This is a genomic window from Saccharopolyspora indica, from assembly GCF_027853965.1.
GTDB classification, from domain to species: domain Bacteria; phylum Actinomycetota; class Actinomycetes; order Mycobacteriales; family Pseudonocardiaceae; genus Saccharopolyspora; species Saccharopolyspora indica.
In genome coordinates, this window is sequence record NZ_JAQGLB010000025.1 from 1 (window position 1) to 14509 (window position 14509).

Sequence of the window (14509 nt, forward strand, 5' to 3'; positions counted from 1 at the left end):
AGCCTGAAACCCCGAAGGGGCGGCCGCCAGGCCGGGCTTGACATCCGGACCGCAGCCCCCACAATCCACCAAACCACGGGGATGGCCCAAGGACAACAGAACCCCTAAAAGCCCCAACCACAACCCCAACAGAACCGACCGGCGCCCGACGGAGACGAAGCACCACCGGCACCTTGACAACTACACAGCGGAAAAGAAAAAGGGGCACCGAGCAACAAGCCCAGCACCCCTGATCCCGAAGACCGAGATCGGAAGATCACACGGTGAACCCGAGAGCACGCAACTGCTCGCGGCCTTCCTCGGTGATCTTCTCCGGCCCCCACGGCGGCATCCACACCCAGTTGATGCGGAAGTCCTTCACCAGACCACCACCGGGGCCACCGGTCAGCGCAGCCCGCGCCTGGTCCTCGATGACATCGGTCAGCGGGCAGGCCGCCGAGGTCAACGTCATGTCGACGGTGGCGGTGTTGTCCTGCTCGACCCGGATGTCGTAGACCAGGCCGAGGTCGACGACGTTGATCCCCAGCTCGGGGTCCACGACGTCGCGCATCGCCTCCTCGACGTCCTCCAGCGCGGCGACCTCCGCGGAGGGCGCGGCCTGCTCCGGCAGTGCCTCGGCGGTCCGCTCCACGTCGGTTTCCTGCTGCACCGGGGCTGCTTGCTCGCTCATGAAGCCTCCTCGACAACTACGCGGGACACCGCGTCCTTGAAAGCCATCCAACCCAGCAGCGCGCACTTCACGCGCATCGGGTACTTCGCCACGCCTGCGAACGCGATGCCGTCCTCCAGCACGTCCTCGTCAGGTTCCACCTTGCCGCGGCCGTGCATCAGCTCGCTGAACGCCGCTTCGGTGACCATCGCCTCCTTCAGCGGCTTGCCGACCACCAGGTCGGTCAGCACCGACACGGAGGCCTGGCTGATCGAACAGCCCTGCCCCGCGTAGGACACGTCCTCCACGATCGCGTCCTCGTCGGTGCCGGTCAACCGCACCCGAAGGGTGACCTCGTCGCCGCAGGTGGGGTTCACCTGGAACGACTCGGCGTCGAAGGGGTTCCGCAGCCCGTGGCGGTGCGGGTTGCGGTAGTGGTCCAGGATGATCTCCTGGTACATCTGCTCCAGCTGCATGAAGAATCCCCGGCAGGGTCCGGGTCAAGCCACCCCGAAGAAGCGCTGCGCCTCGCGCACCGCTTCCACCAACGCCTTGACCTCGTCCAGTTCGTTGTACAAGTAGAAGGACGCTCGCACGGTCGCCGGAATTCCCAACCTGCGGTGCAGCGGCCAAGCGCAGTGGTGCCCGACCCGGACCTCGACGCCCTGGTCGTCCAGCACCTGACCGGCATCGTGCGGGTGCACGCCGTCGACGGTGAACGACACCGTGCCACCGCGGTTCTCGGTGCTGGTCGGGCCGATGATGCGCACGCCGTCGACAGCCGACAGCTCCCGCAGCGCCAGCTCGGTCAGCTGCCGCTCGTGGTCCTCGACGCGGTCCATGCCGATCGCGTTCAGGTAGTCCACCGCCGCACCCAGGCCGATGGCCTGGGAGGTCATCGGCACACCGGCCTCGAACCGCTGCGGCGGCGCGGCGAACGTGGAGCGCTCCATGTGCACCAGCTCGATCATCGAACCGCCGGTGATGAACGGCGGCATCGCCGCCAGCAGTTCACGCCGGCCGTAGAGCACCCCGATGCCGGACGGGCCGAGCATCTTGTGCCCGGAGAACACCGCGAAGTCCACGCCGAGCGCCTTGAAGTCCACCGGCTTGTGCGGCACCGACTGGCAGGCGTCGAGCACCACCAGCGCACCGACCTGGCGCGCCCGCTCGACGATCTGCTCCGTCGGGTTCACCGTGCCCAGCACGTTCGACTGGTGGGTGAAGGCCACCACCTTGGTCCGCTCGGTGATCACGCTGGCCACATCGGACAGGTCGAGTCGGCCTTCGTCGGTGACGCCGAACCAGCGCAGCGTGGCACCGGTGCGCTCGCACACCTGCTGCCACGGCACCAGGTTCGCGTGGTGCTCCATCTCGGTCACCACGACCTCGTCGCCCGGGCCGAGGCGGAAGCGCTCGGCTTCCGCCCCGGCCGTCGCGGCGTTGCTCATCGCGTAGGCGACCAGGTTGACGCCCTCGGTGGCGTTCTTGGCGAACACCACCTCGTCGGCGTCGACCCCCACGAACTGGGCGATCCGTTCTCGGGCGCTCTCGTAAGCGTCCGTGGCCTCCTCGGCGAGTTGGTGCGCGCCGCGGTGCACAGCCGCGTTGGAGTGCTCCAAGAAGGCACGCTCCGCGTCGAGCACCTGGCGCGGCCGTTGCGAGGTCGCCCCGGAATCGAGGTACACCAGGCGTCGCCCGTCGCGGATGGTGCGTCCCAGGATCGGGAAGTCCGCGCGGATCGCCGCCACGTCCAACGGCGTGCTCGCACCCTCGGTGCGAGGAGGCTGAACGGTCATGACTGGGCTGCCGCCTCCTTCTTGCCGGTGAAGCGCACGTAGCCGTTGGCCTCCAGCTCGTCGGCCAGCTCGGCGCCACCGGACTCCACGACCTTGCCGTCGGCGAAGACGTGCACGTAGTCCGGGGTGATGTGCTTCAGGATCCGGGTGTAGTGCGTGATCAGCAGAACGCCCTTGCCGCCCTTGGCGTGGTAGCGGTTGACGCCCTCGGAAACCACCCGCAGCGCGTCGACGTCCAGACCGGAGTCGGTCTCGTCCAGGATCGCGAACTTCGGGTCCAGCAGGTCCAGCTGCAGGATCTCGTGGCGCTTCTTCTCACCACCGGAGAAGCCCTCGTTGACGCTGCGCTCCGCGAACGACGGGTCGATGTCCAGGTCGGACATGGCCTGCTTGACTTCCTTGACCCACTTGCGGATCTGCGGGGCCTCGCCGCGGACCGCGGTCGCCGCGGTGCGCAGGAAGTTCGACATCGACACGCCCGGCACCTCGACCGGGTACTGCATGGCGAGGAACAGACCCGCGCGGGCCCGCTCGTCGACGCTCATCTCCAGCACGTCCTCGCCGTCCAGCAGCACCGTGCCGGAGTCGATCTGGTACTTCGGGTGACCGGCGATGGCGTAGGCCAGCGTCGACTTGCCGGAACCGTTCGGGCCCATGATCGCGTGGGTCTCACCCGAGCGGACGGTCAGGTTGACGCCGTTGAGGATCGGCTTCGCGCCTTCCTCGGTGAGGACCGAGCCGTGCAGGTCCTTGATCTCCAGGGTGGCCATTCTTCTTCGTTCTCCTGTTTCAGGCTTGCGGGTCAGGCGCCGACGACGGCGAGTTCGGCCTCGATGGCGGCTTCCAGCCGCTCCCGGACCTCGGGCACGGCGATCTTCTGCAGCAGCTCGCCGAAGAACCCGCGGACCACCAGGCGCCGGGCCTGGTCCTGCGGGATGCCCCGGGCCATCAGGTAGAACAGCTGCTCGTCGTCGAAGCGGCCGGTGGCGCTGGCGTGGCCGGCGCCCTCGATCTCGCCGGTCTCGATCTCCAGGTTCGGCACCGAGTCGGCCCGCGCACCCTCGGTCAGCACCAGGTTGCGGTTGAGCTCGTAGGTGTCGGTGCCCTCGGCCTCGGCGCGGATCAGCACGTCGCCGATCCACACCGAGTGCGCCGAATCGCCCTGCAGCGCGCCCTTGTAGAGCACGTTGCTGCGGCAGTTGGGCACCGCGTGGTCGACCAGCATCCGGTGCTCCAGGTGCTGGCCGGCGTCGGCGAAGTACAGCCCGAGCAGTTCGGCGTCGCCGCCCTTGTCGCCGTAGCTCACGGTGGTGTTCACCCGCACCAGGTCACCGCCGAGGGTGACCGCCAGGTGCCGGAACACCGCGTCGCGGCCCAGCGTGGCGTGCTCGGAGCTGACCTGGGTGGCGTCGTCGGCCCAGTCGTGCACCGACACGACGCGCAGCTGCGCACCGTCGGCGACGACGAACTCGATGTTGTCGCCCAGCGTGCCGGAACCGCGGTAGTCGACGACGACCACGGCTTCGGCGAACTGCTCGGCGCGCACCTGCAGGTGCCCGAACGCGACCTGGCCCTCACCGGGACCGTGCACCGTGATGGTGATCGGGCCTTCCGGCTTGGTGTCCTTGCCGATGGTGACGACGGTGGCCTCGGTGAACGAGCTCCAGGCCTGCGCGGCGATCCGGTCGGCGGGGATGCCGCCGTTGCCGATCCGCGCGTCGTCGCGGCCCACGGTCTCCACGGTCGCGCCCTCGCCGGCGACCTCCACCTTGATGTTGCCGGTGGCGGTCGCGGTGCCGTCGTGGAGGCCCTTGAGCCGCTTCATCGGCGTGAACCGCCAGTCCTCCTCGCGACCGCCGGGGACCTCGAAGGCCTCGACGTCGTAGGAGGTGAAGCGCGAGCCTCGGGACGACTGCGGGATCCCGGTGCCGCCGCCGTGCGAGTGCTCGCCGAGGCCGTGCTGGGCGTCGGTCTTGGTGGTGCTCGTCATCTCAGCCGACGGCCCCTTCCATCTGCAGCTCGATCAGTCGGTTCAGTTCCAGTGCGTATTCCATCGGCAGCTCGCGGGCGATCGGCTCGACGAAGCCGCGCACGATCACCGCCATCGCCTCGTCCTCGGTCAGACCGCGCTGCATCAGGTAGAACAGCTGGTCATCGCTGACCTTGGACACCGTCGCCTCGTGGCCCATCGACACGTCGTCGACGCGGACGTCCACGTACGGGTAGGTGTCGGAGCGGCTGATGGTGTCGACCAGCAGCGCGTCGCACTTGACGTTGGACGAGGACTGGTGGGCGCGCTTGGCGACCTTCACCAACCCCCGGTAGGAGGCGCGGCCACCACCGCGGGCGATCGACTTGGAGACGATCGTCGAGGAGGTGCGCGGCGCCAGGTGCTCCATCTTCGCACCCGTGTCCTGGTGCTGGCCCTCACCGGCGAACGCCACCGAGAGCACCTCGCCCTTGGCGTGCTCGCCCATCAGGAACACCGACGGGTACTTCATGGTGACCTTGGAGCCGAGGTTGCCGTCGACCCACTCCATGGTCGCGCCCTCTTCGGCCTTGGCGCGCTTGGTGACCAGGTTGTAGACGTTGGTCGACCAGTTCTGGATCGTCGTGTAGCGGCAGCGGCCGCCCTTCTTGACGATGATCTCCACGACGGCCGAGTGCAGCGAGTCGCTGGAGTAGATCGGCGCGGTGCAGCCCTCGACGTAGTGCACGTAGGCACCCTCGTCGACGATGATCAGGGTCCGCTCGAACTGGCCCATGTTCTCGGTGTTGATCCGGAAGTAGGCCTGCAGCGGGATGTCCACGTGCACGCCCGGCGGCACGTAGATGAACGAACCGCCCGACCACACCGCGGTGTTCAGCGCGGAGAACTTGTTGTCGCCGGCCGGGATGACCGAGCCGAAGTACTCCTTGAACAGCTCCGGGTGTTCCTTCAGCCCGGTGTCGGTGTCCAGGAAGATGACGCCCTGCTCCTCAAGGTCCTCGCGGATCTTGTGGTAGACGACCTCCGACTCGTACTGGGCGGCCACACCCGCGACGAGGCGCTGCTTCTCGGCCTCCGGGATGCCCAGCTTGTCGTAGGTGTTCTTGATGTCCTCGGGCAGGTCTTCCCAGCTCTGGGCCTGCCGCTCGGTCGAGCGGACGAAGTACTTGATGTTGTCGAAGTCGATGCCCGACAGGTCGGCGCCCCAGTTGGGCATCGGCTTGCGGTCGAACAGCCGCAGCGCCTTGAGCCGGTCCTCGAGCATCCACTCGGGCTCGTCCTTCTTCGACGAGATGTCGCGGACGACGGTCTCGTTGAGGCCACGGCGGGCGCTGGCACCCGCAACGTCCGGGTCGGCCCAGCCGTACTCGTAGCTGCCGACGCTGGCCAGGATCTCGTCCTGGCTCAACTGCTGGTCAGCCGTGGTGGGTGTGCGCTGCTCCGCAGCGGCAGTCATACGGACTCCCCTCCATCAGGAATCGGGGCGGTGTTCGGGTCGGGATCCGCGAACCGCGTGGTCGGCACGTGCGTGGTGCAGACCGAATCGCCGTTCGCGATGGTGGCCAGCCGCTGCACGTGGGTGCCGAGTACTTCGGCGAAAGCCGCTGTCTCGGCCTCGCACAGCTGCGGGAAGTCCGCAGCGACGTGCGCCACCGGGCAGTGGTGCTGGCAGAGCTGCTCGCCGCTTCCGACGCTTCGCGTCGAGGCAGCGTAGCCCTCCCTGGTGAGCGCGTCGGCAAGGGCCTCCGCGCGTTCGGCAGGGCTGTCGGCGGAGGCCAGCGCCTCGCGGTGGTTGGCCACCAGGGCGGCCATCCGTCGCTCGGCGAACTCGCGCACCGCCTGCTCACCGGCGTTCTCGGCGATGAATCGCAGCGCCGCCACCGCCAAGTCGTCGTAGGCGTGCCCGAACCGCGCCCGTCCCACCTCGGTGAGCAGGAAGAGCTTGGCGGGTCGGCCACGACCGCGACGGCTCCGCGGGGAGGCTTCCCGGGTGTAGGCCTCACCTTCGGCGACCAGCACGTCGAGGTGCCGGCGCACCGCGGTGGGGCTGAGCCCGAGTTCTTCGGCCACCGCCGCGGCGGTGATCGGTCCCCGTTCCAGCAGCAACCGCGCAACCGTGTGCCGGGTGCGCCCATCGCCGTGCGCACCGTGCTGGGCGGCCTGGCCCGGCTCGGCCGCCGCAGCGGTTGACGTCCCGACTTTTTTCACAACACGAATGTTACCTATTTCAGCTCAGGGCACCAGGATGCGGGGCACGCCCGTGAGCTGACTCACGCGATTACGCTTCGTCGTCGTGGCGGCAGGCGAAGCGACGAGCAGACGACCAGTGACCGAAGAGGCGGCGGAGCCGCTGGACCGCGGCGAGCGGCGACAGCTCGACGTGGTCCGCCGGTTCGGCACCACCGGTTCGCTGGTGCTCGCCGTCGGCTCGATCGGCGCCGGGGCGGCCCCGGTGGACAACCCGCTGTCCGGGGCCCGGCTGATCGGCCTGCCGGTCCGGGTGCCGACGGTGGCGATGGCCTGCTGCTGGCTGGGCATCCTGATGATCGTGGTGGCCTGGCTGTGGCTGGGCCGGCTGTGCTGGCCGGGCCGCGGCCGGATGCTGTCGGTCACCCAGCTGGCCCGCACGCTGGCGATGTGGGCGCTGCCGCTGGCCCTGGCGCCGCCGCTGTTCAGCACCGACATGTACAGCTACCTGGCGCAGAGCGAGGTGGCCGCGCGCGGCTTCAACCCGTACGTGCTCGGTTCGGCCGCGGCGCTGGGCGTGGACCACCCGTTCACCGCGAACGTGCCCAACATCTGGCGCGACACCCCGTCCCCGTACGGCCCGCTGTTCCTGATGTTCGGGCAGGTCATCTCCCGCATCGTGGGCGACAACGTGGTGTTCGGGGTGCTGGTGTGGCGCGCGGTGATGCTGTGCGGCCTGGCCCTGGCGATCTGGGCGATCCCGCGGCTGGCGCGGCGCTGCGGCGTGCACCCGTCCGCCGCGCTGTGGCTCGGCGCGGCCAACCCGATCGTGCTGTTCCACGTGGTCAGCGGCATGCACAACGAGGCGCTGATGGTCGGCATCATGCTGGCCGCGATCGAGCTGGGGCTGCGCTACCAGACGGTGCCGGGCATGATCGCCGCCGGCGTGCTGCTGAGCGTGGCCGGGGCGATCAAGCCGCCGGGCTGGATCGCGCTCGGCTTCTTCGGCATCTACCTGGCGCTGCGCAAGGGCGGCCGGTTCCGCGACCTGGTCCAGGTGGCGGCGCTGCTGACGGCGGTGTTCCTGGCCACCATGACGGTGATCACGCTGGCCAGCGGCTGGGGCCTGGGCTGGATCGACACCTTCGACGTGCCCAACCGGGTCAAGACGTTCATGGCGCCGCTGACCGCGTTCGGCATGACCGGCGGCGGGCTGAGCACGCTGCTGGGGCTGGGCAACCAGACCGACGCGATGCTGGTGATCACCAAGATCGTCGGCTACCTGGTCGTCGCCGTGGTGTGCCTGCAGATGCTGTGGCTGTCCTTCCGCGGCCGCATCGAGCCGCTGGCCGGGCTGGGCATCACCTACCTGACGCTGGCGCTGGCCGTGCCGGTGCTGTGGCCCTGGTACCTGCTGTGGTCGGTGGCGCCGCTGGCGCTGGCGACCAACAACAGCCGGTTCCGGGTCACCGCCGCGGTGATCTGCGCCGCGGTGTCGCTGTTCGTGCCGCCGACCGGCGCCGGATTCCCGCTGCGCGCCTACCAGATCCCGCTGGCCGTGATCGCCGCGGCGATCGCCTTCGCGATCACGCTGTGGCTGGTGCGCGGCAAGGTGCCGAGGCTGCTGCCGACCCGCGGCGGTGTTCGGCCGGTCACGCAATAGGCTTGGATTTCGTGAGCAACGCCGATGGTCCGGCCGTCCAGCTGCGCGGGCTGAAGAAGCGCTTCGGTGACACCGTCGCCGTCGCAGGCCTCGACCTGTGCATGCCGCGCGGCAGCGTGCTGGCGCTGCTCGGGCCGAACGGCGCGGGCAAGACGACGACGGTGGAGATCTGCGAGGGATTCCAGCGCCCCGACTCCGGCGAGGTCCGCGTGCTCGGCCTGGACCCGCGCACCCAGTCCGAGGCCTTGCGGCCGCGGATCGGCGTGATGCCGCAGGGCGGCGGCGCCTATCCCGGGGTGCGGGCCGACGAGATGCTGGACCTGGTCGCCGCCTGCGCCGCCGACCCGCTGGATCCGGCCTGGCTGCTGGAGGTGCTCGGGCTGGACAACGCCCGCCGCACCCCGTACAAGCGGCTTTCCGGTGGTCAGCAGCAGCGGCTCTCGCTGGCGTGCGCGCTGGTCGGGCGCCCGGAGCTGGTGTTCCTCGACGAGCCCACCGCGGGCTTGGACCCGCAGGCGCGGCGGCTGGTGTGGGACCTGGTCGGCGCGCTGCGCCGCGACGGGGTCGGCGTGCTGCTCACGACCCACCTGATGGACGAGGCCGAGGCGCTGGCCGACCGGGTGGTGATCGTGGACCACGGGCGCGCGGTCGCCGACGGCACCGCCGCGGAGCTGACCGAGCCGGAGGACGGCAAGCAGGAGCTGCGGTTCCGCTCCCAGACCGGGCTGGACCTGAACCTGCTGCTGGCCGCGCTGCCGGAGGACTGCCAGGCCGCCGAGCTGCGGCCGGGCGACTACGTGGTGCGCGGGCACGTCGACCCGCAGGTGGTGTCCACGGTGACCGCGTGGTGCGCGCAGCACGGGGTGCTGGCGAACGAGCTGCGGGTGGCGCGCCGCAGCCTGGAGGACGTCTTCCTGGAGCTGACCGGACGGGAGCTGCGATCGTGAACGCCGAGGCCAACGCCGCGCCCCAGCTCGGCGCCCAGTTCCCGGCCGGGACCTTCGCCCCGGCGCCCGGCCGCGGCCGCCCGCTGCGGATGCTGCTGGCGCAGACCCGGGTCGAGGCGCTGCTGATCATCCGGCACGGCGAGCAGGCGCTGCTCACGCTGATCATCCCGCTGGCGCTGCTGATCGGCCTGAGCACGCTGAACATCGGCGAGCTGCCGGAGCCCCGGGTGAACTCGGTGATGCCGCGCATCCTGGCGCTGGCGGTGATGTCCACGGCGTTCACCGGGCAGGCCATCGCGCTCGGCTTCGACCGCCGCTACGGGGTGCTGAAGCGCCTGTCGGCGACGGCGCTGCCGCGCTGGACGCTCATCTCCGGCCGGGTGCTGGCGACGCTGCTGGTGGTGGCGTTGCAGGCGGTCGTGCTGGGAGTGGCCGCGGTGCTACTGGGGTGGTCGCCGGAGCTCTCCGGGCTGCTGCCCGCCGTCCCACTGCTGGTGCTGGGCACGCTCGCCTTCGGCGCGGCCGGGGTGCTGGTCGGTGGAGCGTTGCGCGCCGAGATCGTGCTGGCGCTGGCCAACGCGATCTGGTTCGTGCTGCTGCTGGCCGGCGGGCTGGCGCTGCCCGCCGCCGATCTGCCCGGGCCGCTGGGCGTGCTGGCCGGGTTCCTGCCGTCGGGCGCGCTTTCCGCGGCGCTGGACGCGGTGCTGGTCGACGGTTCGCTGCCGGGCGTGCAGCCGATCCTCGTGCTCCTCGTCTGGGGCGCGGTGTGCGGCGGTGTGGCGGTGCGCACCTTCCGCCTGACCTGACCCGGTGGCAGGGTGAGGCCATGACGGAGATCGCCCGCCAGGCCAAGAACGCCCTGGAAGTCATCCACTCGATGATCTACTTCGCTCCGGAGGCCGCGGACGGTTTCGCCGGGCTCGGTCTGGGGCGGGGCCGGATGGCGTACTACGCGGGCCGCTCGGCCGCGATGGGCCCGGTCGGGCCCGGTGTGGTGGCGGCGACGTTCTACAACTTCAACCCCGTCTCGGTCGCCGAGGCCATTCCGCGCGCCTGGTCGATCGCGCCGCCGAGCGCGGTGGTCGACACCCGCTTCCGCGCGGCCGATGCGGCGCTGCGCCGGATGCTCGGCGATGCCGTCGGCTCCGCGACTGTCGCCGAAGCAGCCGAGCTGGCGCGCGAGGCCGCCCAGGCGTGCGGTCCGGAGGGCAAGCCGCTCTACGCGGCGCACGCCGACCTGGAGTGGCCGGATGAGCCGCACTTGCAGCTCTGGCACGCGGCGACCCTGCTGCGCGAGTTCCGCGGCGACGCGCACATCGCGGCGCTGCAGCGCGCCGAGCTCAGCGGCCTGCAGGCGCTGGTGCTGCACAGCGCGACCGGTGAGGGCTTCAAGCCTTCGGCGGCGCGGGAGCTGCGCGAGTGGAACGAGTCTCAGTGGGCCGAGGCCGAGCGGGAGCTGCGCGAGCGCGGCCTGGTCGGGGACGACGGCGGCATCAGCCAGGTGGGCGTCGCGCTGCGCGAGGAGCTCGAGGCCGAGACCGACGCGATGTCGATGGCCCCGTGGCGCGCGCTGGGCGAGGCGAAGTCGGCAGCGCTGATCGACAACGGCCGCCAGCTGACCCGAACGCTGCTGAAGGCCGGTGCGGTTCCCCGCGATCTCTTCGGCCGGGACTGAATCAGGCCTGCGAACGGGTGATCGGCGGGCCGCGGCTACCATCGGACCGTGCCGCTTCCTACTTGGATCTCCCGCCCGTCCCCGCGCGTCGTGCGCAACCTGGCGCTCGCGGTGCTGGTGATGCAGGCGCTGATCTCGGTGACCGGTGTGACGGTTCGCGTGACGGGTTCCGGGCTCGGCTGCCCGACCTGGCCGCAGTGCTTCCCCGGCAGCATGGTGCCCATCGAGCACCCCGAGGTGGCGACGCTGCACCAGGTGATCGAGTTCGGCAACCGGCTGCTGACCGGTGTGATCGGTTTCGTCGCGCTGGCCTGCTTCCTGGCCGCGCTGCGGTGCGCGCCGCGGCGCCCGCGGCTGATCCGGTTGGCGCTGATCATGCCGCTGGGCGTGATCGCGCAGGCGATCATCGGCGGTGTCACGGTGCTGGTGAACCTGGCCTGGTGGAGCGTGTCGGTGCACTTCATGGCATCGGCGGTGCTGATCTGGCTGGCCACGATCCTCTACAAGGCCACCAAGGAGGGCGACCGCGAGCCGGTCGGCGTGGTGCCGACGCCGATGCGCAGGCTGCTGGTCGCGCTGACCGCGGTGACCGCGGCGGTGCTGATCGCGGGCACCCTGGTGACCGCGGCGGGCCCGCACGCCGGTGATCCGGACACGCCGCGGCTCGACCTGCCGGTGCAGACCCTGGTCCAGGTGCACGGCCTGCTGGTGATGGCCTACGTGCTGATCCTCGCGGTGTTCGGCGTGTGGCTGCGCAGCGCCCGCCCCACCAAGGCGCTGCTGAAGACCTACGGCTCGGCCTGCGCGATGGTGCTGGTCCAGGGCGTGATCGGATCGGTCCAGTACTACCTGGGCGTGCCGGAAGCGATGGTCGTGCTGCACATGGCGGCGGCCACCCTGGTGATCATCATCACCGCCCTGCTGTGGGGCGAGTCCCGCCACCGCGGCCCGCTGCCCGAGCCGGCCACCACCGCGAAGGACGCCGAGCCCGCGGCGGTCTGAGCTCAGCCGAGGATGCCGCGGTCGTAGCCCGCGGCGACGGCGGCGGCCCGGTCGTTGACGCCCAGCTTGCCGTAGAGGTGGGTGAGGTGGGTCTTGACCGTGGCCTCGCTGACGAACAGCTCGGCGGCGATCTCCCGGTTCGACCGGCCTCTGGCCACCAGCCCCAGCACTTCGCGCTCCCGCGCGCTCAACGGCTGCTCCCCCGGTGATCGCACCCGCGACACCAGCCGCGAGGCCACCGCGGGCGAGAGCACCGTCCGGCCCGCTGCCGCCGCTCGCACCGCGGCGAACAGCTCGTCGCGCATCGCGTCCTTGAGCAGGTAGCCGGTGGCGCCGGCTTCGATCGCCGCGAGCGTGTCGGAGTCGGTGTCGTAGGTGGTGAGCACGAGGACCTTGCAGCGCCGGCCGCGGCGGACCAGCTCGGAGATCGCCGCGACACCGCCGCCGCCGGGCATCCGCAGGTCCATCAGCACCACGTCGGGATCCAGCGCGACGGCCATCGCCACGGCCGACGGCCCGTCCCCGGCCTCGCCGAGGACCTCGATGTCGGCCGCCGCGTCGAACATGCCGCGCAGGCCGTCGCGCACGACGGGGTGGTCGTCGACGATCAGCAGCGTGATGGCGCGCTCAGGCATGGCGCACCAGCGGCACCCGCGCGGAGACGGCCGTCCCCGTTCCGGGCTCGGACTCGACCTCGAAGACACCGGCGACCCGCTCGGCGCGGGCGCGCATGCCGCCCAGCCCGAAACCGCTCGTCGAGCTGCCGGTGACGCGGCCCGGATCGAAGCCCCGACCGTCGTCACGCACGTCCACGCTCACCTCTTCATCCATGTAGGACAAGGTCACTCCCACTCTCGTCGGCTGCGCGTGGCGACCGGCGTTGGCCAGCGATTCCTGCGCGATGCGCAGCAGGGTCGCTTCGATCTCCCCGTGCAGCGGCACCGCCTCCCCCACCACCGCGAGCTCCGCCCGCACGCCCGATCCCGCCGCCCACTCCTCGACCACCTTGCGCAGCGCCACCGGCAGTTCGTCGTGCTCCAGCGCGCTCGGCCCCAGGTCCTGCACCGACCGGCGCGCCTCGCCCAGACCGTGCCGGGCCAGGTCCGCGGCCCGGTCGACGTGCCTGCGCCCTTCCGCCGGGTCCTCGCTTTCCACCGCCGCTTGCAGCTGGGTGATGATCCCGGTCAGGCTCTGCGCGATCGTGTCGTGGATCTCGGCGGCCAGCCGTCGCCGCTCGTCGCCGACCCCGGCTTCCCGCGCTCGGACCAGCAGCTGCGCTTGCAGACCGGCGTTCTCCTCGTGGGCCTGCTTCAAGCGGGCGTTGGCCCGCTCCAGCTCCGCGATGGTGGCCGCCTTCGCCCGGGCGTTCTCCTCCCGCTCGTGCTCGATCCGCATGAACAGGAGCACCAGCCCGCTGTTGAGCGTGAACAGCGCGCCGAAGGCGGCCCACTGCAGCGGGCTGGTGAACGGCATCCCGCCCGACTGCGATCCCGCCATGATGATCGCGGTGGCCAGCAGCCCGACCTTGACCGCCCGCGGGCGCAGCCACGTCCCGGCGTCGAAGTAGCCGAGCGTCGCGTAGACCGCGAAGAACGGGTTGAGGTAGGTGAGCGCGAAGGCCAGCACGGTCCGGAGCGCGTAGTAGATCTCGCCGGCCGCGCCGCGCTCGGACACGACCCGATGGATCCTCGTCCAGCACAGCTGCAGCACGAGCGCCAGCAGTGCCAGTGCGACGAGCGTCTCCGGCCGGCCGTTGCGCATCACCGGCTCCGCCGTGACCAGGGAGATCAGCGTCGCGATGCCCAGCAACGCGTACGGACCCCAGCTGACGTGCCATTCCCGCCGTTCAGGCACAGCCCGTTCTACTCCCACCGGAACCAGCGCACTGCGGCGCCGGAGAGGATCGACGTCCAGAACACCACGATCGCCAGGTGCCCCCAGCCCGGCCAGGCGCCTCCGGCAGCTCGGTCGAGAGCTGCCGACGCCGCCCCGAGCGGGGTGAACTCGACCGCGCGCTGCAGGACGTCCGGCATGACCTGCACCGGGATCCACACACCGGCGGTGAACATCATCGCGAGGAAGGCTACCGTCCCGATCACCCCGGCCGTCTTCGTGCTGCGCGGCACCGCGGACAGGGCCGCACCGAGCGCGAGCACGCTGAGCACCGCGAGGACCAGCGTCAGCACGTAACCGGCGAGCCCGTTCGGCAGCTCGACGCCGAAGGCGACGCGCCCGACGGCCAGCGCCAGCACCACCGCGCACAGCACAGCAGCCCCGTGCAGGACGGCCTGCGCCGCCAGCAGCGCAGCCGGCTGCATCGGCGTGGTCGACGCGCGGCGGAGGATGCCGCGCTCTCGGTAGCCGGCGAACACCGGCGGCATGGCCTGCACCCCGGCCATGATCATCGACATCAGCACCACCACCGGGACGTAGAGGTCGATCACCCGGCGGCCGCCGAGGTCGGGGTTCGCCTCCCGGAAGGCGGGGATCAGGCCGAGGATCACCAGCAGCACGGTGGGCGCGGCGACGATCCAGAACAGGCTGCCCGGTTCGCGGAGGAACAGGCGGGTTTCGGCCTTGAGGACGGCTGCGTTCAT

At 70.8% G+C, this 14509-nt stretch carries 15 protein-coding genes; 5 read left to right on the forward strand and 10 right to left on the reverse strand.

From position 1 onward, the window contains the following. Positions 1-256 precede the first annotated feature (256 nt). Genes OU416_RS34900 through OU416_RS34930 form a run of 7 tightly spaced genes read right to left on the reverse strand, consistent with a single transcriptional unit; the run spans position 257 to position 6646 of the window. Positions 257-670 (reverse strand): metal-sulfur cluster assembly factor, encoded by a 414-nt coding sequence (locus tag OU416_RS34900; RefSeq protein WP_270931348.1) that lies wholly within the window; start codon positions 668-670, stop codon positions 257-259. Further along, entirely contained in the window at positions 667-1125 is a 459-nt protein-coding gene (sufU, locus tag OU416_RS34905) for a Fe-S cluster assembly sulfur transfer protein SufU (protein ID WP_270931349.1), read from the reverse strand. Before sufU ends, OU416_RS34900 begins: the two co-directional genes overlap by 4 nt. A gap of 24 nt (positions 1126-1149) precedes the next feature. Further along, positions 1150-2448 carry a cysteine desulfurase gene (locus tag OU416_RS34910; protein ID WP_270931350.1) on the reverse strand — a complete coding sequence of 433 codons (1299 nt, stop codon included), beginning with the start codon at positions 2446-2448 and terminating at the stop codon, positions 1150-1152. Continuing rightward, entirely contained in the window at positions 2445-3218 is a 774-nt protein-coding gene (gene sufC, locus OU416_RS34915; RefSeq protein ID WP_093155507.1) for a Fe-S cluster assembly ATPase SufC, read from the reverse strand. The genes OU416_RS34910 and sufC overlap by 4 nt, the downstream gene beginning before the upstream one ends. Before the next feature lie 32 nt (positions 3219-3250). Next, the gene (gene sufD / locus OU416_RS34920; RefSeq protein ID WP_270931351.1) at positions 3251-4438 is read right to left on the reverse strand and encodes a Fe-S cluster assembly protein SufD; all 1188 of its coding nucleotides are present in this window, start codon (positions 4436-4438) and stop codon (positions 3251-3253) included. A gap of 1 nt (position 4439) precedes the next feature. Beyond that, complete coding sequence (gene sufB, locus OU416_RS34925) at positions 4440-5894, reverse strand: Fe-S cluster assembly protein SufB (protein WP_270931352.1); 1455 nt, start codon at positions 5892-5894, stop codon at positions 4440-4442. Next, the gene (locus tag OU416_RS34930; protein WP_270931353.1) at positions 5891-6646 is read right to left on the reverse strand and encodes a helix-turn-helix transcriptional regulator; all 756 of its coding nucleotides are present in this window, start codon (positions 6644-6646) and stop codon (positions 5891-5893) included. Before OU416_RS34930 ends, sufB begins: the two co-directional genes overlap by 4 nt. A 118-nt stretch (positions 6647-6764) precedes the next feature. Here OU416_RS34930 and mptB point away from each other — a divergent pair, with 118 nt between their 5' ends. The 5 genes from mptB to OU416_RS34955 all read left to right on the forward strand — a co-directional run bounded on the left by mptB (position 6765) and on the right by OU416_RS34955 (position 11912). Then, complete coding sequence (mptB, locus tag OU416_RS34935) at positions 6765-8288, forward strand: polyprenol phosphomannose-dependent alpha 1,6 mannosyltransferase MptB (RefSeq protein WP_270931354.1); 1524 nt, start codon at positions 6765-6767, stop codon at positions 8286-8288. Between the two features lie 11 nt (positions 8289-8299). Further along, positions 8300-9235, forward strand: coding sequence for an ABC transporter ATP-binding protein (locus tag OU416_RS34940; RefSeq protein ID WP_270931355.1), 936 nt, complete (start codon positions 8300-8302; stop codon positions 9233-9235). Positions 9236-9324: 89 nt separating this feature from the next. Next, positions 9325-10041, forward strand: a complete 717-nt coding sequence (locus OU416_RS34945) for an ABC transporter permease (protein WP_270931439.1) — start codon at positions 9325-9327, stop codon at positions 10039-10041. A 20-nt stretch (positions 10042-10061) separates the two neighbouring features. Then, positions 10062-10910, forward strand: coding sequence for an SCO6745 family protein (locus tag OU416_RS34950; protein ID WP_270931356.1), 849 nt, complete (start codon positions 10062-10064; stop codon positions 10908-10910). A gap of 48 nt (positions 10911-10958) precedes the next feature. After that, positions 10959-11912 (forward strand): COX15/CtaA family protein, encoded by a 954-nt coding sequence (locus OU416_RS34955; RefSeq protein WP_270931357.1) that lies wholly within the window; start codon positions 10959-10961, stop codon positions 11910-11912. A gap of 2 nt (positions 11913-11914) precedes the next feature. Here the strand turns inward: OU416_RS34955 and OU416_RS34960 are convergent, their stop codons facing one another. The 3 genes from OU416_RS34960 to OU416_RS34970 are packed head-to-tail and all read right to left on the reverse strand — an operon-like array spanning position 11915 to position 14509. Beyond that, on the reverse strand, positions 11915-12547 hold the full coding sequence (locus OU416_RS34960) for a response regulator (protein WP_270931358.1): 633 nt from the start codon (positions 12545-12547) through the stop codon (positions 11915-11917). Next, a complete protein-coding gene (locus tag OU416_RS34965) occupies positions 12540-13766 on the reverse strand; it encodes a sensor histidine kinase (protein WP_270931359.1) in 1227 nt (408 codons plus the stop codon). Before OU416_RS34965 ends, OU416_RS34960 begins: the two co-directional genes overlap by 8 nt. 8 nt (positions 13767-13774) lie before the next feature. Then, positions 13775-14509 carry an ABC transporter permease gene (locus tag OU416_RS34970; RefSeq protein ID WP_270931360.1) on the reverse strand — a complete coding sequence of 245 codons (735 nt, stop codon included), beginning with the start codon at positions 14507-14509 and terminating at the stop codon, positions 13775-13777.

Coding starts and splice junctions, on each gene's coding strand:
- OU416_RS34900 (WP_270931348.1), bottom strand. CDS start 670: ATGAGCGAGCAAGCAGCCCCGGTGCAGCAGGAAACCGACGTGGAGCGG.
- OU416_RS34970 (WP_270931360.1), bottom strand. CDS start 14,509: ATGAACGCAGCCGTCCTCAAGGCCGAAACCCGCCTGTTCCTCCGCGAA.
- OU416_RS34945 (WP_270931439.1), top strand. CDS start 9,325: ATGCTGCTGGCGCAGACCCGGGTCGAGGCGCTGCTGATCATCCGGCAC.
- OU416_RS34960 (WP_270931358.1), bottom strand. CDS start 12,547: ATGCCTGAGCGCGCCATCACGCTGCTGATCGTCGACGACCACCCCGTC.
- OU416_RS34950 (WP_270931356.1), top strand. CDS start 10,062: ATGACGGAGATCGCCCGCCAGGCCAAGAACGCCCTGGAAGTCATCCAC.
- sufB (WP_270931352.1), bottom strand. CDS start 5,894: ATGACTGCCGCTGCGGAGCAGCGCACACCCACCACGGCTGACCAGCAG.
- sufD (WP_270931351.1), bottom strand. CDS start 4,438: ATGACGAGCACCACCAAGACCGACGCCCAGCACGGCCTCGGCGAGCAC.
- sufC (WP_093155507.1), bottom strand. CDS start 3,218: ATGGCCACCCTGGAGATCAAGGACCTGCACGGCTCGGTCCTCACCGAG.
- OU416_RS34910 (WP_270931350.1), bottom strand. CDS start 2,448: ATGACCGTTCAGCCTCCTCGCACCGAGGGTGCGAGCACGCCGTTGGAC.
- sufU (WP_270931349.1), bottom strand. CDS start 1,125: ATGCAGCTGGAGCAGATGTACCAGGAGATCATCCTGGACCACTACCGC.